Below are 20,914 nucleotides of genomic sequence, written 5' to 3' on the forward strand. Positions count from 1 at the left end.
CTCAAGGAGTTACTTCAGGAAGCAGGACTGCTTGAGCAAATTGCACGTTGCCGGTCCATTGAAGGCATTGGTTTTCTGACCGCTACTGCCTTAGTAATGGCTTTTATCCGGGGTGAATTCAAGAACAGCGATGCCTTTGTCGCATTTCTGGGGATGGACTTGCGGGTGTCTGATTCGGGTCAGAAAACGGGACGTCGCCGCTTAACCAAACGAGGCTGCTCCGAGACGCGGCGCTTGCTGCATAACGCCTCGATGTCAGCCAGTCGCTCGACCGCTTGGAAAGATGTGTATGAACATTATCGGAGCGAGGGTAAGGCTACGACTGAATCACTGGTGATTCTGGCTCGCAAGCTCGCCCGCGTCGCATTTTCCCTGATGCAGAACAAGGACGCATACCAGGCAGGAAAGAGGGCTAAAAAACTTTGCCCTCAACCATAGAATCTCCCACAGCGAGGTGGGTGTTCACAGCATCGTGCTGCTACAGGTGGGATCCGGGCCCTGTTCAATTCACCCAGAAAACCAGCAACGCCACGTTGGCCGCCGAGATCAGGCTGAACAAGCCCCACGCCAGCACTTTTGTCACAGCGTTATTGGCAAAGGGGCCCATCAGTTGCCTGTCGCTGGTAAAGCGAATCAACGGCCACAGCGCAAACGGCAGTTGCAGGCTCAACACCACCTGACTGAGCACCAGCATCTTGCCCACCGCGCCATCGCCGAACCAGATCACCCCTGCCAGCGCCGGAATCAGTGCCAGTGCCCGGGTAATCAGGCGTCGCTGCCAGCAAGGAATCTTCGCGTTGAGAAAGCCTTCGAGCACCACCTGACCGGCGATGGTGCCGGTAAAAGTCGAACTCTGCCCCGCCGCCAGCAGTGCAACGCCGAACAGCACACTGGCAAGCGCGCCGCCCACCAGCGGATCGAGCAGGTGATAAGCGTCCTGGATTTCCACCACATCGGCATGCCCCGTGCCGTGGAACGCAGCCGCCGCCAGGATCAGGATCGCCGCGTTGATCACCAGCGCCATGCTCAGGGAGGCAATGGTGTCCACCCGCGCATAGCGAATCGCGCTGGCCTTGCTTTCAACGGATGAACCGTTGACCCGGGTCTGCACCACCGACGAATGCAGGTACAGGTTATGGGGCATGACCGTCGCCCCGAGAATGCCGATGGCGATGTACAGCGGCTCCTGATTGCTCAACACGTCCCACGAGGGCTTGAGCCCTGCGGCGACGTCCGGCCAGAAGGGTTTGATCAGCACCAGCTCGATGAAAAAGCAGGTGGCGATGGTGGCGATCAGGCCCAGCACGATGGCTTCCAGGCGGCGGAAGTTGGCCCCCTGCAAGGCCAGGACAATCACCGTGTCGAACGCGGTCAGCGCCACGCCGGTGGTGATCGACACCCCCAGCAGCAGATGAAACGCCAGGGCCGCGCCCAGCACTTCGGCAAGGTCCGTGGCCAGGATCGACAGCTCCGCCAGAATCCACTGGCCCATGCCCACCCGGCGGCCGTAGCGCTCGGCGGACAATTGCGCCAGGTCGCGCCCGGTCGCGATGCCCAGCCGCGAACAGAGGTTCTGCAACACCATGCCGGACAGGCTGGCCAGCACCACCACGAACAGCAACGCGTACCCAAAGCGCGAGCCGGCTTCGATGGCCGTTGCCCAGTTACCGGGGTCCATGTAGCCGATGGAGACCAACAGACCCGGCCCCACGAACAGCATCATCTTGCGCAGGAACGAGGCATTGGCCGGAATGGCGACGCTGTCGGTCACCGCCGAGGGGCAGAACGGCGCGGTGGCCGTGGTCGGGAGTCTGTATTTCACGGGGATCCGGGAAGTGATTGCGATCAGCCCTGAAGCTTACCTCGCACGGAAATATTTTGTCTTGAATCTATTCAAAAGCTCTAACATGCGGGGTCCCACGGTTTCGAAAAAAGAATCGGAAAACAATAATGTCTGCCCTTTCCCCCTCCTCTGACCCTGCACATTCACCGGCCGACGGCCTGGACCCGGTGCGCGCCGCGCACATTTCGGCACGTATCGACCGCTTGCCCGCTGTCGCCACCTTGTGGAAACTGGTGGCGTTGCTGTCCATCGGCGGCTTCTTCGAACTCTACGACCTGTTCCAGACCGCCTACATCAGCCCCGGGTTGATTCGCGCCGGTTTGTTCGCCACCGGCGCCGAAGGTGTGTTCGGCTTCTCCGACCAGGCCGCGTTCGCCTCGGCGACCTTCCTGGGCCTGTTCCTGGGCGCCAGCCTGCTCAGCCCCATCGCCGACAGGTACGGCCGGCGGGCGATCTTCACCTTCGCGCTGGTCTGGTACACCGTCGCCACCGTGCTGATGGGCCTGCAGACCTCGGCCCTGGGCATCATCTGCATGCGCTTTCTGGTGGGCATCGGCTTAGGGATCGAGCTTGTGACCATCGACGCCTATCTTTCGGAACTGGTGCCCAAGCGCATGCGCAGCTCGGCGTTCGCCTTTGCGTTTTTCGTGCAGTTTCTGTCGGTGCCTGCGGTAGCGTTGATGTCCTGGTGGCTGGTGCCTCAAGACCCGTTCGGCTACAGCGGCTGGCGCTTCGTGGTGATCGCCAGCGCGGTGTTCGCGCTGTTCATCTGGTGGCTGCGCTCGCGCCTGCCGGAGTCGCCGCGCTGGCTGGCGCAGCACGGGCGCTTTGCCGAAGCGGAAAAGATCATGGATGACCTGGAAGCCCGCTGCATCAAGGACCATGGCAAGGCGCTGGACATGCCGGAAACCCACAACGTTGCGGTCGAAGGCAAAGGGCGTTTCGCCGATATCTGGCAGCCGCCCTATCGCCGTCGCGCCCTGATGCTGATCGTCTTCCACGTGTTCCAGGCCATCGGTTTCTTCGGCTTCGGCAACTGGCTGCCGGCGCTGCTGTCCGGCCAGGGCGTGAGCGTGACCCACAGCCTGGCGTATGCGTTCATCATTACCCTGGCGTACCCGCTGGGGCCGTTGCTGTTCGTGAAATTCGCCAACCGTTTCGAGAACAAGTGGCAGATTGTCGGCTCGGCCCTGGGCGCCATGATCTTCGGTACCCTCTTCGCGCAGCAGACCACGCCGGTGGGGCTGATTGTCTGCGGGGTGATGATCACCTTCTGCAATGCCTGGCTGAGCTTCAGCTATCACTCGTATCAGAGCGAGCTGTTTCCCACCAACATCCGCGCCCGGGCGGTGGGGTTCTGCTATTCGTTCAGCCGACTGTCGACGGTGTTCAGCAGCTTGCTGATCGGCTTGTTTCTCGACCACTTCGGCACGCCGGGGGTGCTGACCTTTATCGTCGTCAGCATGCTGATCGTGATCATCACCATCGGCGCGTTCGGGCCCAGGACCCGCAACCTGGCGCTGGAGGACATTGCTCATCGGTGAGCCGCCGTTTACGCAGATCGATGAACACCCTGTAGGAGCGCGCTTGCCCGCGACGGCGATCTCAAGGACGCCAGCGCCGGCAAGCCGGACTGCTACGGTGTGAGGTCGCTCTTCCTCAACGAATTCCCAACCGTTTCGCCAGCCGACTGAGGTTGGCCCGGTCCACATTCAGCTCCCGGGCGACTTCGGCCCATTTGCCCTGATACCGAGCCAGCGCATCTTCAATCAGCACCTTCTGAAAGGCATCGACGGTTTCCTTCAGCCCTTCCCCAGGCCTTACCACCGGTGACGCAAGCCCCGCCACAGACACAGGCCCCGCATCGATCCGCACCTCTTCATCGAGCCCCAGCATCGGCGCCTCGATGGTCAGAATGCGCGACCGCTCGGGGTGGGCCGACAGCGCCTTGAGCACCGCACGGCTGATCAGGTGCTCAAGCTCCCGCACGTTGCCCGGCCAGGGATACGCCACCAGCACCTTCTGCGCCTCGCTGCTCATGCGCAGGCTGCGCAGGCCCATGCGCGCACGGTTTTCCTCCAGAAAATAGCCCGCCAGCAGCAACACATCGCGCCCACGCTCACGCAACGGCGGCACCACCAGCGGGTAGACGCTCAAGCGATGGTAAAGGTCAGCACGAAACCGCCCGGCACGCACTTCTTCGGCGAGATCGCGGTTGGTCGCGGCGATGATCCGCACGTCCACCCGGTGCTCCTGATCGGAACCCACCCGCTGCAGTTGCCCGCTCTGCAATACCCGCAGCAGTTTGGATTGCACCGGTAGTGGCAACTCCCCCACCTCGTCGAGAAAAATCGAGCCGCCGTCGGCCAGTTCGAACTTGCCGCTGCGCCCGCTCACCGCCCCCGAGAACGCGCCTTTGACGTGGCCAAACAGCTCGCTCTCGACCAACAGTTCCGGGAGTGCCGCGCAGTTGAGGCTGATCAGCGGCTTCTGCGCCCGAGGTGAACTGAGGTGAATCGCCTCGGCCACCAGTTCCTTGCCGACCCCGGTTTCCCCGGTGATCAGCACTGTGAGCGGGCTGTTGCCCACCAACTGGATTTCCTGCTGCAAACGACGATGCACCGCGCTCTGACCGATCAGCTCCCGAGGCCCTCGCCCGCCCGCCGCGCGCTTGTAGACCTCGGCCAGTTGCCGCTGGTCTTCGAAATTGCGCGCCAGTTGATTGATCCGCTCGCTGGCCATGACCGTCGCCGCCGCCAGGCTCGCGAAAGCCTGCAGGTTGTCCAGGTCGACGCTGCCGAAGCTGGCCGGGTTCAGCGAATCAAGGGTGATCACGCCCCACAATGTGTCCTGCACGTACAGCGGACAGCCCAGGCAATCGTGAACTTCCAGATGCCCGTGCACCCCGTCCACCAGCCCGTCATAGGGGTCAGGCAGGTCGCAGTCGGTGGAAAAGCGGGTCGGCTCGCGGTGCTGCAGGATGATGTCCAGCCGCGGATGCTCGCCCAGACGAAACCTGCGCCCCACCGTGTCGGGGCTCAGGCCTTCGACCGACAGTGGCACCAGCACATCGTCTTCAAGCTTGAGCAACGCCACCGCATCGCACGGCAGCAATTGGCGCAAGGCTCGCAGCAGGCGGCGATAGCGTTCGTCATCCGGCAGCTCGCGGGACAGGTCGGCAACCAGTGGAACCAGCGCCAACAGCAAAGGGTTAGTCATGAAGACTCCGGGCGTAATGATCCGGATCGCGTCGCGGAAAATGCGGTCATTATGACCACAGTGCCCCTCGAAAGACTACAACAGAGCGTTGGGCGCAATGCTGCGCATCACCACAGGCGCGCCATCAACCGGTCGCCAACTAACCGGCGCGGTTTGTTTCATGCCTGAAACGCCCGTAGTCGAACATTATATTGAGTTGACTATTTAATTCTGGCGCCAAGCAGTTGCCGTAGTTACTGACGCACTTTGATTTAATTAAGTCTTTACCGGAAATATTTTGTTTATATTCGAGATGCACTCGAACGGAGCACTCGATATGGCAAGAATTCAGGGACGAGCTCTAGAGGACTTCCCCCCCTTGGTGGTGGATCTGGACGGCACGCTGCTGCGCACCGATCTTCTGATGGAAACCGCGATGGCTTTCATCAGGAGCCAGCCACTGAAGGTGTTCAAGCTGCTGGGCTGGCTGCTCCGGGGCAAGGCTGCGCTCAAGGAAGGGCTGGCGCTGGAGACCTGGATTGACGTCTCAGTGCTGCCCTACGATGCCCAAGTCATCGAGATGATCAAGACCGAACAGGCCAGCGGGCGGATGATCGTGCTGGCCACGGCAAGCCATGTAAGCCTGGCCGAACGCATCGCCGAACACCTGCAACTCTTCGATCTGGTATTGGCCTCCAACGCCAACCGAAACTTGTCCGGTAATAATAAGCGCGACCTGTTAGTTGCCCACTTTGGTGAAGGTGGTTTCGACTACGTCGGCAACTCCAGGGACGACCTGCCGATCTGGAAAGTGTCGCGCAACGCCCATGTAGTCAACCCTGATCGCGGTGTCGAATCGCGGGTCAGCGCCATGAGCGAAGTCCAGCCGACGTTGCACACCAACACTATCAAACTGCGCGACTGGCGCAAGGCGATGCGCCTGCACCAGTGGCTCAAGAATGCGCTGATCTTCGTGCCGCTGCTGGCCTCCCACCGTTTTACCCAATTCGAGCTGATGCGCGACGGCGTGTTTGCGTTTTTCTGCTTCGGCCTGTGCGCCTCCAGCGTTTACATCCTCAACGACATGCTGGACCTGGGCGACGACCGCCACCACAAGACCAAATGCAACCGACCGTTCGCCAGCGGACGCTTGTCGATCAAGGCCGGGCTGATCGCCGTGCCGGCGCTGCTGATCCTGGCCTTCGGTGCGGCGCTGACCCTGCTGCCCTGGCAGTTCTCGGCGGTCATGGCAGCCTACTACGTGGTGACACTGGCCTATTCGCTCAAGCTCAAGCGGCTGATGGCGGTGGACGTGATCGTCCTGGCGATGCTCTACACCGCGCGCATCATCGCCGGGGTCGCGGCATTCAGCCTGACGCTGACCTTCTGGATCCTGGCCTTCTCGATGTTCATCTTCCTGAGCCTGGCCATGGTCAAGCGCTATGCCGAACTGCGCGATGCCAGGGTCCGGGAAGTCACGACCCTGGCCCGAGGGCGCGGCTACTACCCCGGTGACCTGGACATGATCGCCTCGCTCGGCGCCTCCTCGGGCTACCTGGCGGTGATGGTGCTGGCGCTGTACATCCAGGATGTGAAGACCACCGAGCTGTACGTCACGCCCCATGTCATCTGGCTGGCCTGCCCGCTGCTGCTGTTCTGGGTGACCCGGGTCTGGATGCTCACCCACCGCGGCGAGATGAACGAAGACCCGGTGGTGTTCGCCATCCGTGATCGCATCAGCCAGATGATCGGCGCGGTGTTCCTGCTGATGTTCTGGATTGCCGCATGAGCACCGACCTGTATTCATGGGGCCGCTTCCCCCGCGCCCCGCAGCACGGTCACCGTTGCGTATGGCTGGACGATCTGCCGGCGCACTTGCAGCGCGTGGTGGACGACCACGCCAGCAGTCTGCCCTACGGCAACGGCCGCAGCTATGGCGACAGCTGCCTGGCCGCCAGCGGCGAAGTGCTGGACATGCGCTCGCTGGATCGGCTGATCGAAGCCGACTGGGAGCATGGCCTGCTCAAGGTCGAGGCCGGCATCACGCTGGCGGAGGTGTTGAAGGTGGCGATCCCCCGCGGCTGGTTCCTGCCGGTGACACCCGGCACCCAGTTCGCCACGGTGGGCGGCGCCATCGCCAACGATGTGCACGGCAAGAATCACCATGTGCGCGGCACCTTTGGCCGACATGTACGCAGTTTCGGTTTGCTGCGTCACGGCCAGGCGCAAATCACCTGTTCGGCGAGCAGCAACACCTCGCTGTTCGCTGCCACCATCGGCGGGCTGGGCCTGACCGGTATCGTGCACTGGGCGCAGATTCAGTTGATGCCCATCCGCGCCAGCCAGATCGATACCACCACCGTGCGCTTTGCCAATCTGGCCGAGTTCTTCGCGCTGTCCGATGAGCTGGATGAAAAGCACGAGTACAGCGTGGCCTGGATCGACTGCCTGGCCAAGGGTGCCAACACCGGGCGCGGCGTGTTCATCGTCGGCGACCATGCGCAGTACGGCTCGCTGGAAACCGGCCAGCGGGCCAGGTTCAGCATGCCGGTCACGCCACCGGTCTCGCTGATCAACACCCTGTCGCTGGGGGCCTTCAACAACCTCTATTGGCGTTTGCATCCCGCCCAGCGAACCCTGGGCCGCAGCGCCTACGAACCGTTTTTCTACCCGCTGGATCGCATTCTGCACTGGAACCGCATCTATGGCCGCCAGGGCTTCCAGCAGTATCAGTGCGTGATCCCCGGCGCCAATGCCGAAGCGGCCATGGGCGAACTGCTGCGGGCCATCGCCGAAGCCGGCCTGGGTTCGTTCCTGGCCGTGCTCAAGCGCTGCGGCGACATACGCTCGCCTGGCCTGCTGTCGTTTCCGATGCCGGGCACGTCCCTGGCCCTGGATTTCCCCCAGAGCGAACACCTGCAAAGCGTGGTTTTCCCGCGTCTGGACGAGATTGTCCGGGCCGCGGGTGGCCGGTTGTATCCGGCCAAGGATGCGCACATGACGGGCGCGGATTTTCGTCGCGCCTACCCCGCGTGGGAGCAGCTCGAAGCGCTGCGTGACCCCGCGCTGATGTCCCGGTTCTGGCGCCGCGTCTTGGCATAAAGGAGCTGTTCATGAAGGAGCGAATGGATTGAACACCAAGAAAGTCTTGATCATCGGTGCCACCTCGGCCATCGCCAGCGCCTGCGCCCGTCTCTGGGCCAGCGAAGGCAGCGATTTCTTCCTGGTGGCGCGCAACGTCGACAAGCTCCAGCAGACCGCCGCCGACCTCAAGTCCCGGGGGGCGAAGAACGTCACGCTGCACGAGATGGACGCCACCGACATCCAGGCTCATCCCCTGATGCTCGGGCGCTGCCTGACGGCACTGGGGCAGATCGACATCGCGCTGATCGCCCACGGCACCCTGCCCGACCAGAAAGCCTGCGAGCGTGACGTCGATCTGGCCCTGCGCGAGTTCGCCAACAACGGCACCTCGGTGATCGCGCTGCTGACCTCCCTGGCCAACCAGTTCGAGACCCAGCGTTGCGGCAGCCTGGCGATTATCTCCTCGGTGGCGGCCGATCGCGGGCGCCCTTCCAACTACCTCTATGGCAGCGCGAAGGCGGCGGTTTCAACCTATTGCGAAGGGCTGCAGGCGCGATTGTTCAAGGTCGGCGTCCACGTGACCACCATCAAGCCGGGCTTCGTCGACACGCCCATGACCCAAGGCCTGTCGCTGCCCGCGGCCCTCCTGGCGCAGCCGGCACAGGTCGCCCAACGCATCGTCAAGGGCATCGCCAACAAGGTGCCGACCCTGTACGCGCCGGGTTTCTGGGGGCTGATCATGCTGGTCATCCGCTCGATCCCGCAGCCGGTGTTCAAGAGGCTGAACCTGTGAACAGCGAACCCGCCGCGCTGCATTTGTCGGGCTGGCGCTATAGGGCGGTGATCCTGTCCGTGGTGGGCTCGGCCCTGGGCTATCTGGGTTTTTCCCTGTGGGGCGGCTGGCAGGCAGTGGGCGCGGCGGTCGGCAAAGTCGGGCTGCTGGGCATCGTCATCGCGCTGGCGATGTCGGGCATCAACTACGGTTTGCGGTTCCTGCGCTGGCAGTGCTACCTCAAGGTGTTGGGGTACCCCATGCCGTGGCGGCCGAGCCTGAGCATTTATCTGGCCGGGTTCGCCCTGACCACCACCCCCGGGAAGGCCGGCGAAGCCCTGCGCGGGGTGCTGCTCAAACGCTGGGGCGTGCCCTGGCCGCAGAGCTTTGCTGCGTTTTTCAGCGAGCGGCTGTCGGATCTGTTCGCCGTGGTGCTGCTGACCCTGTTTGGCCTGTCGCTGTACCCGGAGGCGATGCCCATGATCGTGGTGGGTGTCGCTTTGGTGATGATCGGATTACTGGTGCTGTCCCAGCGCCGGCTGCTGGCTCGGCTGACCCTGATGATTCCCGTCGAAGGCGGCAAGGTGACCAGCCTGCTGCGCCATCTGCTGCAAGTGCTGGGGCACGCCCAGCAATGCCATCGCCTTCATTTGATGCTTGGCCTGACGCTGCTCAGCGTGGTGGCCTGGAGTGCCGAGGCCGTGGCCTTTCACTGGATTCTGCAATGGATGGGCGCTGACATCGAGCTCACCTTTGCGGTGTTCGTCTACGCGCTGGCGATGCTCGCAGGCGCGGTGAGTTTCATGCCTGGCGGGCTGGGTGGCGCGGAAGCGGTGATGGTCGGGCTGCTGGTCTACAAGGGCATGAACGGCGCCGACGCCGTGGCCGCCACCGTACTGATTCGCCTGGCCACGCTGTGGTTCGCCGTGGCCATCGGCGCCGTGATGCTGCTGCGGCTCAAAGGCGCAAACGCGCCCGAACCGCAGGCCGCTCGATAACCTTCACAACAACGCGCGAACAGGGACAGGAGTGCATTTCATGGTGGCAGAAGTCAGGATGCGGGCGTCGGTGGTGATACCGCTGTTATTGGTGATCGGCGCGATCCTCGCCAGTTTTCATGCGTCCAGCGGGCCGATCCAGTGGATGGACAACGGCATGTTTCTCGCCGACGCGTCCCAGGGCAACTACTTCAGCCAGACCCTGGGGCCGCTGGATCATCCGCTGTACCTGTTCGTCACCACGGCGCTGTTCTCGGCGTTCGGGCCGCTGTTGCTCAGCTTCATGAACTCGTTGCTGCTGATTCCGCTGGCCTGGGCCGTCTACCGGCTGGCGAAGAACGCCGGCGCCAACCCGCAGATCGCCCTGCTCTGCGCCGCCGCCGCAATCCTCTGCCACTGCGTGTTCTGGGTATCGACCAAGGCCGAGGTGTACCTGCTGCACACACTGCTGGTGACACTCGCCTACATGCTGCACCTGGACCCGCAGTCGCGGTTTGGTGTGCTGCCCAGGCTGTTTCTGATCGGCATGCTCACGGGGCTGGCCGGGGCGATTCATCAGCTCACCTTCATCGTGCTGTTCCCGCTCTACGTACAACTGGTCTGGCAATACAAGGCTCGAACGCTCATCACCCTGCCCGGCTTTGCCCTGGGCTTCAGCGTGGCCTTCCCCGGCATCTACCATGAGCTGCAAAACGGTCTGGGCCTGATCGACATCGGCCATCGTTACCTGATCGGCATCCCCGACAAGACCACCGAACAGAGCTGGCAGGGTTCGCTGTTCCGCTTCGACGACATGTGGCACGAGAAGAACTCCGTCGGCCTGCTATTGCTCTCCCTGCTCGGCCCGCAGGTGCTCGGGCTGGTGCTGCTCCCGCGCAACCCGAAACTGCGGCTGCTGTGGGTGGCGGCGATGATGAACTTCGTGTTTGCGGTGTCCTACAACGTCACCGACCGCTTCACCTTCTTCCTGCCCGGCGCGGTACTGCTCAGCATCATCGGCGTGATGCAATTGCACGCCCTGCTGCCACGCCGCGCCGCGCCGCTGCTCAACGCCTCGCCCCTCGGCGCACCCGCGGTGATCCTCAGCGTGTTCGCGGTGTACGCCAGCGGCCTGATCGGACTGCCCACCCACAAGGAGGCACTGCCGTTCAGGGACGACATTCATTACTTCATGGCCCCCTACCTGCCGGATCGCTCCGCCGAACAGTTCGTCATGAGCTACGAAAAATCCGCCCCCCAGGGCGCCCTCATCATCGCCGACTGGACCCCCAACGGCGCACTGCGCTCGGCCCAGGCCAGCGGCTTGCTCAAAGACCGCACCTTCGAACTGTGCGAAGAAGTCGCCAACATCGACGCCTACCTCAAGGGCCCGGGCGCCTACCTGGCGCGCACCAGCTACTGCGCAGGGGTCGCGGACAGGTTCGACCTGCAGGCGATGGCGGTGGGGTTTGAGTTGCGCTTGAAATAAAAAAACAACACGCTTGTGCCTCGGAGTAAATGACAGGCATAAGCGTGTGAGTCTTTCGAATGTCAGGGAGCAGGGTTGTCTTGCCGATAGGTATGATCCGGAGGAGAAACCCAGCGTTGGACTTGCCCCTTTAACTCGTCACTGTGATAGAGATCCAGACACTTCAGCAGATCGAATCGAACGCCCTTTACTTCCGCCTCCACAACGGGGTTGTGATAGTCACGATCCAGATAATCCTTCACCAGGTCATGAATAGCGTGCGAGGCCTCGTCAATGTCGTAGTAAGTCCAGTCTCGCAACGCACTCACGCTACTGCCCGCGTCTTTGGCAGCATCGGCATCACCTCTGTAGGCAGTGGCGATACAAGTAGCCAGAACCATATCCCGGTAATTTTGGGCGTAAGTCCTTCCACCTGCTTGAGGGGAGTTTCTGATCTGATCCGAAGCCGACGAGACAGAAGTACCGACCCCGATCATCAAAACGCTCAAGACGACAGTCCAGCGCTTGTTCATCGCAAGCTCCAGAAATTTGCCTTGTCCGTGCGGTACAGAGCCTCTGGCTGGTTGAAGTAGCAGTGGTCGTAGCAAGTACGTCCGTTAAACAACGTCGCGTGGCCTTGCGCATCAGACCATCCTGAAATTTCAAAAAGTATCAGGCCTTTCCTATCCCCCATGCTCTCTGAAGACGTCGGATACTTGATGATTTCGGGCTGCCCCCAACGCCTTTCGAGAAATGTGATCAGATTCCTGACCCGGTAGAAATACTGCCGTTTGTCTGCACCGGAAACTGTCTCTTTGAGAATGGGTGGGATCACCATACCGGATTCATTCAAGATGTAACTCATACGGACCGCGCAAGTATTGGTCCACCGCAGTGCTGGATCAGGGCTGTCGATGTTGAACGCTACGTTTCCGCCAATCATCTGCGCGACTTTAGCGCTTGAATTGGAAGGGTCATAGATTCGTTGAGATGCTGCCCAGGCAAAACTGAAAAGGGGTCGCATTGTCGGCCATCCTTGATGCTGAACATTGATAGAGCCGACAACCTATCAAGCATCTGGGCGTGCAAAAGAGGCGAGAAAAAATCAGGAGAGGACTTACACTCTCGCGATATATCTTCCTACAACGCCATTTATCAAATCCCACATCCGGTCAAACCTTCTCCAGCGCCTCCTCCTTGTGCATCGCCAGGTGGCCGGTCTTGTCGCTTTTGACTTCGTACTGCGGCTGCTCTTTGGAGGCGTGGCGCTGGCGGCCCATGAATTCGACATCGTGGGTGATCACCCGGGTGACGACGCCCACCACATGCCCGACATCGGAATTCCACCGCACGTGGTCGCCCTTCTTGAATGCGTGACTCATGATGCTGCTCCTTCAACCGTTGTCGCGAAAGCCTGGGTAGAGGCTCATGCCGCCGTCAATGAACAAGGTTGCGCCGTGTATGTAATCGGAGGCATCGCTGGCGAGCCAGACCACCGCGTTGGCAACATCCTCGGGCTCGCCGACCCGGCCATAGGGGATCAGCTTGAGCAGCTTGTTCTCAGCGTCGCCAGAGGTGGCCTTGGTGTTGATCGCCGTGCGGATGGCGCCCGGTGCGATGCTGTTGACGCGGATGCGCCGCTCGCCGACTTCCTGAGCGATGCTGCGCATCAGCAGATCCACCCCGCCCTTGGACGCCGCATAGTTGACGTGACCGGCCCAGGGGATGACCTGATGCACTGAGCTCATGTGGATGATCTTGCCCAGGGCGCGGGAAATGTCGGGACGGATCTCTTGCGTGGCGAACTGGCGCAACGCCGCGCGGGCGCAGAGGAACTGGCCGGTGAGGTTGACGTTGATGACCGTGTTCCATTGTTCCAGGGTCATCTGGTCGACGGCGGCGTCCTGTTGCAGGCCGGAATTGGCCAGCAGGATGTCGAGCCTGCCGAATGCCTCGATGGTTTTCTCGAAGAGCTGCTCGACCTCCTTTTCCTTCGAGACATCGGCGCCCACGGCAATCGCCTGGCCACCGGCTGCGCGAATTTCATCGACGAGCTTTTCAGCAGGCCCGGCCTGGGAATGGAAATTCACCACCACCGCCGCACCGGAGTCCGCCAGCCCCTTCGCCGCCGCCGCGCCAAGACCGGAACTGGCACCAGTGACCAGCGCGACCTGGCCCTTCAAGGAAATCTGCATGGGGTATTCAGCCTTGTGATGAGCGTGTAGATGCTGACTGATGGCGCTCAACCTAAGTTCAGAAAACTCCCACCGTCGCGGCTCGGCTTGGCGGTGGGCGTGATCTTACGACCGCCATCGTCCGAATGCGGCCCAGACCAAGCGCGCTCCTACAGGATCGAAGTGACACACCCGTAGCAGCACGGCTTGCCGGCGGGGCGATTTTGAGTACGCCCCCGCCGGCAAGCCGTGCTGCTACGGGACGGTGGCGTGTTTTAGATTTTGATCTTGATCTTGATCTTGATCTTGATCTTGATCTTCGTACGCGATGGTGCAGGCGCCGCAGAACGCGACGTTAAGGCGCCAGGCCGAGCGCAGGTGTCGTGCAGGGGGATGAGCGGCAGGAAGCCGCGAAAGCCGTGCGGGCCAGGGACGGCCCATCACGGCGTGCCCCCGGAACGGCGCCGGAGTCGAGGGAACCCGACGCAGTCGGGCCCAGCCTGTCGCAAATGGTTTGGTTACTTTGCCGAAACAAAGTAACGCGCCGTAAGGGCGCAAAGGTGAATCAGCATCACCGCCGCGAACGGATATGCGCCTCATCCGCGCATCACCCCAAGACGCGGAGCGTCAAGACAGCCGTTACCACGCAGAGCGTGGGAACGATCATCAGATTTTGATCTGGCTTTTGATCTTCGTGCGCGATGGTCCAGGCGCCGCCGAACGCGACGTTAAGGCGCCAGGCCGAGCGCAGGCGTCGTGGAGGGGGATGAGCGGCAGGAAGCCGCTAGCCTTGCTGGCCATGGACGGCGCTCAGATGGACGGGACGGCGTGCCCCCGGAACGGCGCCGGAGTCGAGGGAAGTCCGAAGGACCCCAGCCTGTCGCAAATGGTTTGGTTACTTTGCCGAAACAAAGTAACGCGCCGTAAGGGCGCAAAGGTGAATCAGCATCACCGCCGCGAACGGATATGCGCCTAATCCACGCGTCACCCAAGACGCGGAGCGTCAAGACAGCCGTTACCACGCAGAGCGTGGGAACGATCATCACGCGGAGCGTGGGAACGATCATCAAACCGGCGGGTTCACAACCCCACACTGGACGCCAGCAGACCGCCCTCCATAAACTGTCACCCATCATTTCGCCGGTTCTGCTGAAAAACCGGCCGGCAACGGGGACGTTTTATGAATCGCAATGAACTGCGCAAGGCCGATATCAACCTGATGGTGGTGTTCGAAACCTTGATGCAGGAGCGCAACGTCACCCGTGCCGCCGAGAAACTGTTTCTCGGCCAACCCACCATCAGCGCTGCACTCAATCGCCTGCGCGCACTGTTCAATGACCCGCTGTTCATCCGCGTTGGCCATCGCATGGAACCCACGGCCCGCGCCAACGAAATCATCAATCACCTCTCGCCAGCGCTGGACGCAATGTCCGTGGCCCTGAGCCTGACCCGGGATTTCGATCCGGCCAGCAGTGACATGACCTTCCGCATCGGCCTGTCCGACGACGTCGAATACAGCCTGCTGCCGCCCCTGCTGCGGGCGATTCGCCAGGAGGCGCCGGGAATCGTCATCGTCATCAAACAGGTCAACTACTGGAATATCTCGGAATTGCTGATGTCCGGCGAGATCACGGTGGGCGTCTGCCTGACCCGCGAATTGCCCGCAAACGCCAAGCGCAAGCTGCTGCGCACGGTGGCGCCGATGGTGGTGCGGGCGGACAAGTCTCCCGAGCCCTTGACTCTCGATGAATACTGCTCGCGCCCCCACGTGGTGGTGTCCCATGTGGCGAACATCTCAAGCTTCGCCGATGAGTGGCTGGCAGCGATCGGGCGCAAGCGCACGGCGGTGCTGTCGGTGCCGCAATACAGCACGTTGCCGGCGTTGATGGAGGGGACGGATCTGTTGTGCAACCTGCCGGATCACCTGACCCTGGCGATGAACAAGACGGGATTGCTGAAGGGCGAGCCGTTGCCGTTCATCACGCCGAACCTGGAGTTGTCGATGGTCTGGCTGAGCGTGATGGACACCGACCCTGCCGAGCGCTGGCTGCGCAAGCGGCTGGAACAGTTCATGGGCGACCACAGCACCGTGCCCCCTGTCCCGTTGGGTTGAGCCAGTCATGGAATCCGGCGGCAAGGTCAATAATCTGTGGGAGCGGGCTTGCCCGCGAATACGTCCGCACTGACGATTTGGTGGTGGTCCATCCACCACCTTCGCGGGCAAGCCCGCTCCCACAGATCCAGGTCAGGCAACCTCGCACAGGACCCGTCCCAATAGCAAAAAAGCTTGCCAGCGGGGTCGTCATCATGATCGTCCCGCGGGCAAGCCCGGCTGCTACAGGTGACGGCGTCCTTGCCGTCGCTGGGGTTCGGCCTTAACCGAAACGACCGGTGATGTAGTCTTCGGTCTGGGTCTTGGTCGGCTTGGTGAAGATGGTGTCGGTGTCGCCGTGTTCGATCAGTTCACCCAGGAACATGAACGCGGTGTAGTCCGAGCAGCGTGCCGCCTGTTGCATGTTGTGCGTCACGATGACCACGGTGAACTGCTCTTTGAGTTCGGTGATCAGCTGCTCGATACGACCTGTGGAGATCGGGTCGAGGGCCGAGGTCGGCTCGTCCAGCAGCAGCACCTGCGGACGCAGGGCGATGGTGCGGGCGATGCACAGACGCTGCTGCTGACCGCCGGACAGGCTCTGGGCGCTCTGCTTGAGCTTGTCCTTGACTTCATCCCACAACGCCGCGCCACGCAGAGCTTCTTCCACGCGCTCTTCCATCTCGCGACGGGACAGCTTCTCGTGGTGCTTCACTGCGTACGAGATGTTGTCGTAGATCGACATCGGGAATGGCACCGGCTTCTGGAACACCATGCCGACGTGGCTGCGCAGGCGGTTCATCGAGTAGCCAGGGGCCAGGATGTTTTCGCCGTTGAGCAACACTTCGCCCTTGGCTTCCAGTTTCGGGTACATCGAGTAGATGCGGTTGAATACACGCAGCATGGTCGACTTGCCGCAACCCGAAGGCCCGATGATCGCAGTGATGCGCTTCTCGGGGATGTTCATGTTGATGGACTTCAACGACTGGTGGCCGTTGTAGTAGAAGTCGAGGTTGCGTACCTGGATTTTGGTTTTTTCGTCGGCCAGAGAGAGGTTGTTCATCAGGACGCCCTATTGCGCAAAAGAAGGAGACGGGAGCTGAGGCTCAGCACCAGTACAAACAGAGTCATGATCAAGGCACCGGCCCACGCCAGGGAATGCCAGTCATCGAACGGGCTCATGGCGTACTGGAAGATCACGACCGGGATGCTGGCGATCGGCTTGAGCAGGTTGCCGCTCCAGAACTGGTTACCGAATGCCGTGAACAGCAGCGGTGCGGTTTCGCCGGTGATGCGGGCCAGGGCCAGCAGGATACCGGTCACGACGCCGGCACGTGCGGCACGCAGGACGATCTGCAGGGTCAGTTTCCACTGCGGTACGCCCAGCGCCAGCGCGGCTTCACGCATGGTCGCCGGCTGCAGTTGCAGCATTTCATCAGTGGTACGCACCACGACCGGGATCACCAGCAGGGCCAGGGCCAGGGCACCGGCGAATGCCGAGAAGCCGACCTGGTGGTTGGTCAAGGCACTGACCGGCAGGATCACCGCGGTGTAGACAAACAGGCCCAGCACGATGGACGGCGCCGACAGCAGAATGTCGTTGATGAAGCGAACCGCGTTACCCAGCTTGGTGTGGCGAGCGAACTCGGCCAGCCAGATGCCGGCCATCAGGCCGATAGGCGTGCCGATCAACAGGCCAATGCCGGACATCAGGATGCTGCCGTAAAAGGCGTTGGCCAGCCCCCCCTCAGAGCCCGGTGGCGGGGTCATGTCGGTGAACAGGCGCAGGTTCAGTGCCTGGAAACCGTTGACGATGGTGGTGATCAGGATCCACACCAGCCACAGTAGACCGAACAGGGTCGCGCCGCAGCTCAACACCATCGCGAGCTTGTTTTTCAGCGCCCGCATCCGGTACAGGTTTTCGTTATCGACCTTGCTCATACACCCTCCTTGCGCGACAGACGAGACAGCATCAGACGGGCAATTGCCAGCACGATGAAGGTGACGACAAACAGCAGGAAGCCCAGGGCGATCAGCGAGGAACGATGCAGGTCGGTGTAGGCCTCGCTGAATTCGTTGGCGATCACCGAAGCAATCGAGCTGCTTGGCATCATCAGCGACGCTGAGAAGTTGTGGGCGTTACCCAGAACGAAGGTCACCGCCATGGTTTCACCCAGAGCACGACCCAGACCCAGGAAGATACCGCCGACCACCGCTGTGCGGGTATACGGCAGGACGATGTCCCAGACCACTTCCCAGGTGGTGCCGCCCAGAGCGTAGGCAGACTCTTTCAGAGCCACCGGAACGGTGCGGAACACTTCGGTCATGACCGAGGTGATGAACGGGATGATCATGATCGCCAGCACGATACCGGCGGTCAGCATGCCGATACCCAGAGGCGGGCCCTGGAAGACCGGGCCGATCAGAGGCAGTGCGCCCAGATTGTCGTTGATCCACGGAGCCAGGTAGGCCGCCATGAACGGACCGAACACGAACAGGCCCCACATGCCGTAGATGATCGAAGGAATGCCTGCCAGCAGTTCGACGGCAGAGGCAATCGGCATCCGCAACCACGGCGGCGCCACTTCAGTCAGAAAAATCGCGATGCCGAAACTCACGGGAACCGCGATCAGCAGCGCGAGAAAGGATGTCACCAAGGTGCCGTAGATCGGAACCAACGCGCCAAAGTGGCCGTTGACCGCATCCCATTCAGTACTGGTAAGAAATTCGAAACCAAAAGTCTTGAACGCCAGGGCTCCGCCCCAGAGTGTCGAGCCGGCGATGCTCGCCAGCAACAGCAGCACCAACAGAGCCGCTCCCATCATCGTGCGCCTGAACCAGGCGTCGTGTCGGTGATCGCGGGCCGCGCGTTTTTCGCTCTCGGAAATCGCATCCGGAATGACAGCGGACATATATTGGGTGTTTTCAGTCATGGTGGGTCCACTCGAAAGGAAACCCTGTCACCGAGCGCTCGGTGACAGGGGCAAGCCGGATAACGTCGAGTTCTTATTTGAACTCGGACTTCCAGTAGGTTTCGATCTTGGCGACCAGCTCTTTAGGCAGTGGTACGTATTCCAGCGACTCGGCGTGAGCCTGACCGTTTTCCAAGGACCATTTGAAGAAGTCGAAAGCAGCCTTGCTTTCTTCAGCCTTCTTCGGCTGCTTGTACATGATGATCCAGGTAGTCGCAGTGATTGGCCATGCTTCAGCGCCAGGGGCGTTGGTCATGATCAGGTTGAAGTCCTTGGCGCTTGCCCAGTCAGCGGTGGCAGCAGCAGCGGCGAACGATTTGGCGCTAGGCTCGACGGTCTTGCCGGCAGCGTTTTCCAGCTTGGCGTAGGAGATGTTGTTGGTCTTGGCGTAGGCGAATTCGACGTAGCCGATCGAACCTTTGATCTGCTTCACGTAAGCAGCCACACCTTCGTTACCCTTGCCACCCACACCGACTGGCCACTGAACGGCCGAACCTTCGCCAGGACCTGCTTTCCAGTCAGGGCTGACTTTGCTCAGGTAGTTGGTGAAGTTGAACGAAGTACCCGAACCGTCCGAACGGTGAACCACGGTGATCGCGGTTTCTGGCAGCTTCAGGCCCTTGTTCAGCGCAACGATCGCTGGATCGTTCCACTTGGTGATTTTGCCCTGGAAGATGTCAGCCAGGACTTTGCCGCTCAGTTCCAGCTTGCCGGTTTCAACGCCTTCAACGTTGATCACTGGAACGATACCGCCGATGACGCTTGGGAACTGACCCAGGCCACTGGCCTGCAGGTCTTCAGCTTTCAGAGGGGCGTCGGAGGCACCGAAGTCAACGGTGGCTGCCTTGATCTGAGCGATACCGCCGCCCGAACCGATCGACTGATAGTTCACCTTGTTGCCGGATTTTGCGCTGTACTCGGTCGCCCATTTGGAGATGACTGGGAACACGAAGCTCGAACCAGCACCAGTGACGTCCGTAGCGTGTGCCATTCCGGACAGGGCCATCGAAGCCAGCAGGAGTGACAGGCGTGTTTTTGTCAGCAGATTCACGGCAATACCTCAACAAAGAGAATGTGTATTTGTGGTCGCACTTGAAGACCCGATGCAGATTTAAAACCCGAAACATTTCTGTTTGATGACAGTCCGGGGACAGACCGCCAAATCTGGATATTTTCGTAGGCAATTTCCTACAGCCTGTAAACGCAAAACCCCCGGTTTCATTGGAGAAACCGGGGGTTGTCTAGTTTTCGAGAAATTAATAGCAATGCGCCACATTTCGTCATTCAGTGGGCATTTCAGAGGTGACTTTTCGCCTGTTTATGACAGTTATGTTTCTTGCAAGCCACGGCTGGCGGGGCTTGCAGGACATTCACCGTCATTTGACGAACACCTCGTTCCGCTTAAGTGTGTCGAAGTTTTGCAGCCAAGCTGATCGAGCGTGGAAAGCCCCCTGCCTCACTCCCCGTAAATATCGAAATCGAAGTACTTTTTCTCGATCTTCGCGTAGGTGCCGTTGGCACGGATGCTGGCCAGGGCCTGGTTGAAGCGCTCCTGCAACGGATCGCCCTTGCGCACGGCCACGCCAATGCCGGTGCCGAAATACTGTTCTTCGGTGAACGCAGGGCCCACGAAGGTGTAGTCCTTGCCTTCAGGCTTCTTCAGCAACGCTTCGTCGATAGCCACCGAGCTTGCCATGGTGGCGTCGATGCGCCCGCCCAGCAGGTCCAGGAACACTTCGCTCTGGGAGGCGTAGCTGACGATGGTGGCACCGGCGGGAACGAATTTGTCGGTCACGTAGCGCTCGAAGTTGGTGGAACGCTGCACGCCGATGCGCAGGCCTTTGAGCTGGGCAGGAACCTCGGTGATGCCGCTGTCCTTGCGCACCACCAGACGTGCCGGAATGCGGTAGTAGCGGTTGGTGAAGTCCACCGATTTCATCCGCTCAGGGGTGATCGACATCGAAGAGATGATCGCATCGACCTTCTTCACCTTGAGCGCCGGGATCAGCCCGTCGAACTCGTTTTCCTTCCACTCGCACTTCACCTTCATCTCGGCGCAGAGGGCCTGGCCGATGTCGTAGTCGAAGCCCACGATCTGGTTGTCGGCGGTCTTGGAGGCGAATGGCGGGTAAGCGGCCTCGATCCCCAGCTTCAGAGGGGCGTCAGCGGCATGGGCGTTGAAGGCCAGCACAGAGGCCAGGCTCAGGGTACCAATGAGGGTCTTGATGTTCATGCAAAGCTCCAAACGATGTTGTTCAGGTCGGGCACGCCCCGGGATTCAGGACAGCGCCCGTTATGGCAGCAGCAATGTGAACGGTGGGCGGGCGTTCTTGA

The 20,914-nt window shown here is 61.2% G+C and carries 19 protein-coding genes; 8 read left to right on the top strand and 11 right to left on the bottom strand.

The genetic code is table 11. From position 1 onward, the window contains the following. A partial coding sequence (locus ACIPO9_RS00005; protein WP_400778004.1) for a transposase occupies positions 1 to 438 on the top strand: 438 nt, incomplete at its 5' end. A gap of 64 nt (positions 439 to 502) precedes the next feature. On the opposite strand, the gene ACIPO9_RS00010 is transcribed toward ACIPO9_RS00005, so the two are convergent. Further along, a complete protein-coding gene (locus ACIPO9_RS00010) occupies positions 503 to 1,822 on the bottom strand; it encodes an Nramp family divalent metal transporter (protein WP_400778006.1) in 1,320 nt (439 codons plus the stop codon). A gap of 128 nt (positions 1,823 to 1,950) precedes the next feature. On the opposite strand from ACIPO9_RS00010, the gene ACIPO9_RS00015 reads away from it, so the two are divergent. Next, a complete protein-coding gene (locus tag ACIPO9_RS00015; protein WP_400778008.1) occupies positions 1,951 to 3,387 on the top strand; it encodes an MFS transporter in 1,437 nt (478 codons plus the stop codon). Between the two features lie 115 nt (positions 3,388 to 3,502). Here the strand turns inward: ACIPO9_RS00015 and norR are convergent, their stop codons facing one another. Further along, positions 3,503 to 5,062, bottom strand: coding sequence for a nitric oxide reductase transcriptional regulator NorR (norR, locus tag ACIPO9_RS00020; RefSeq protein ID WP_400778011.1), 1,560 nt, complete (start codon positions 5,060 to 5,062; stop codon positions 3,503 to 3,505). A 316-nt stretch (positions 5,063 to 5,378) separates the two neighbouring features. On the opposite strand from norR, the gene ACIPO9_RS00025 reads away from it, so the two are divergent. The 5 genes from ACIPO9_RS00025 to ACIPO9_RS00045 are packed head-to-tail and all read left to right on the top strand — an operon-like array spanning position 5,379 to position 11,363. After that, positions 5,379 to 6,830 carry a UbiA family prenyltransferase gene (locus ACIPO9_RS00025; RefSeq protein ID WP_400778012.1) on the top strand — a complete coding sequence of 484 codons (1,452 nt, stop codon included), beginning with the start codon at positions 5,379 to 5,381 and terminating at the stop codon, positions 6,828 to 6,830. Continuing rightward, positions 6,827 to 8,143, top strand: a complete 1,317-nt coding sequence (locus tag ACIPO9_RS00030) for an FAD-dependent oxidoreductase (protein WP_400778014.1) — start codon at positions 6,827 to 6,829, stop codon at positions 8,141 to 8,143. Before ACIPO9_RS00025 ends, ACIPO9_RS00030 begins: the two co-directional genes overlap by 4 nt. 28 nt (positions 8,144 to 8,171) lie before the next feature. Continuing rightward, positions 8,172 to 8,918 (top strand): SDR family oxidoreductase, encoded by a 747-nt coding sequence (locus tag ACIPO9_RS00035; RefSeq protein ID WP_400609920.1) that lies wholly within the window; start codon positions 8,172 to 8,174, stop codon positions 8,916 to 8,918. Continuing rightward, the gene (locus ACIPO9_RS00040; RefSeq protein WP_400778015.1) at positions 8,915 to 9,895 is read left to right on the top strand and encodes a YbhN family protein; all 981 of its coding nucleotides are present in this window, start codon (positions 8,915 to 8,917) and stop codon (positions 9,893 to 9,895) included. Before ACIPO9_RS00035 ends, ACIPO9_RS00040 begins: the two co-directional genes overlap by 4 nt. 40 nt (positions 9,896 to 9,935) lie before the next feature. Beyond that, the gene (locus ACIPO9_RS00045) at positions 9,936 to 11,363 is read left to right on the top strand and encodes a DUF2723 domain-containing protein (protein WP_400778017.1); all 1,428 of its coding nucleotides are present in this window, start codon (positions 9,936 to 9,938) and stop codon (positions 11,361 to 11,363) included. A 62-nt stretch (positions 11,364 to 11,425) separates the two neighbouring features. Here ACIPO9_RS00045 and ACIPO9_RS00050 read toward each other — a convergent pair whose 3' ends face one another. From ACIPO9_RS00050 to ACIPO9_RS00065, 4 genes are all read right to left on the bottom strand, one after another. Further along, positions 11,426 to 11,875: a type VI secretion system amidase immunity protein Tai4 gene (locus tag ACIPO9_RS00050; protein ID WP_400778020.1), complete on the bottom strand. Its 450-nt coding sequence runs from the start codon at positions 11,873 to 11,875 to the stop codon at positions 11,426 to 11,428. Continuing rightward, on the bottom strand, positions 11,872 to 12,366 hold the full coding sequence (locus ACIPO9_RS00055) for a type VI secretion system amidase effector protein Tae4 (protein ID WP_400778022.1): 495 nt from the start codon (positions 12,364 to 12,366) through the stop codon (positions 11,872 to 11,874). Before ACIPO9_RS00055 ends, ACIPO9_RS00050 begins: the two co-directional genes overlap by 4 nt. A gap of 148 nt (positions 12,367 to 12,514) precedes the next feature. Next, complete coding sequence (locus ACIPO9_RS00060) at positions 12,515 to 12,724, bottom strand: DUF2945 domain-containing protein (protein ID WP_400778025.1); 210 nt, start codon at positions 12,722 to 12,724, stop codon at positions 12,515 to 12,517. Positions 12,725 to 12,736: 12 nt separating this feature from the next. After that, complete coding sequence (locus ACIPO9_RS00065; RefSeq protein WP_400778028.1) at positions 12,737 to 13,537, bottom strand: glucose 1-dehydrogenase; 801 nt, start codon at positions 13,535 to 13,537, stop codon at positions 12,737 to 12,739. Positions 13,538 to 14,696: 1,159 nt separating this feature from the next. Between ACIPO9_RS00065 and ACIPO9_RS00070 the strand changes: the two genes are divergently transcribed. Continuing rightward, positions 14,697 to 15,629, top strand: coding sequence for a LysR family transcriptional regulator (locus ACIPO9_RS00070; RefSeq protein ID WP_274130176.1), 933 nt, complete (start codon positions 14,697 to 14,699; stop codon positions 15,627 to 15,629). Positions 15,630 to 15,891: 262 nt separating this feature from the next. On the opposite strand, the gene pstB is transcribed toward ACIPO9_RS00070, so the two are convergent. The 5 genes from pstB to ACIPO9_RS00095 all read right to left on the bottom strand — a co-directional run bounded on the left by pstB (position 15,892) and on the right by ACIPO9_RS00095 (position 20,813). Further along, positions 15,892 to 16,671, bottom strand: a complete 780-nt coding sequence (gene pstB, locus ACIPO9_RS00075) for a phosphate ABC transporter ATP-binding protein PstB (protein ID WP_274130178.1) — start codon at positions 16,669 to 16,671, stop codon at positions 15,892 to 15,894. Next, positions 16,671 to 17,549, bottom strand: a complete 879-nt coding sequence (pstA, locus tag ACIPO9_RS00080; protein ID WP_274130179.1) for a phosphate ABC transporter permease PstA — start codon at positions 17,547 to 17,549, stop codon at positions 16,671 to 16,673. Before pstA ends, pstB begins: the two co-directional genes overlap by 1 nt. Next, entirely contained in the window at positions 17,546 to 18,541 is a 996-nt protein-coding gene (gene pstC, locus ACIPO9_RS00085; RefSeq protein WP_274130180.1) for a phosphate ABC transporter permease subunit PstC, read from the bottom strand. Before pstC ends, pstA begins: the two co-directional genes overlap by 4 nt. A 73-nt stretch (positions 18,542 to 18,614) precedes the next feature. Next, positions 18,615 to 19,631 (bottom strand): phosphate ABC transporter substrate-binding protein PstS, encoded by a 1,017-nt coding sequence (pstS, locus tag ACIPO9_RS00090; RefSeq protein ID WP_274130181.1) that lies wholly within the window; start codon positions 19,629 to 19,631, stop codon positions 18,615 to 18,617. A gap of 405 nt (positions 19,632 to 20,036) precedes the next feature. Further along, on the bottom strand, positions 20,037 to 20,813 hold the full coding sequence (locus ACIPO9_RS00095) for an ABC transporter substrate-binding protein (RefSeq protein WP_274130182.1): 777 nt from the start codon (positions 20,811 to 20,813) through the stop codon (positions 20,037 to 20,039). Positions 20,814 to 20,914 lie beyond the last annotated feature (101 nt).

Origin of the sequence: Pseudomonas sp. NPDC090203 (genome assembly GCF_044746765.1) — a bacterium.
GTDB classification, from domain to species: Bacteria; Pseudomonadota; Gammaproteobacteria; order Pseudomonadales; family Pseudomonadaceae; genus Aquipseudomonas; species Aquipseudomonas putida_AD.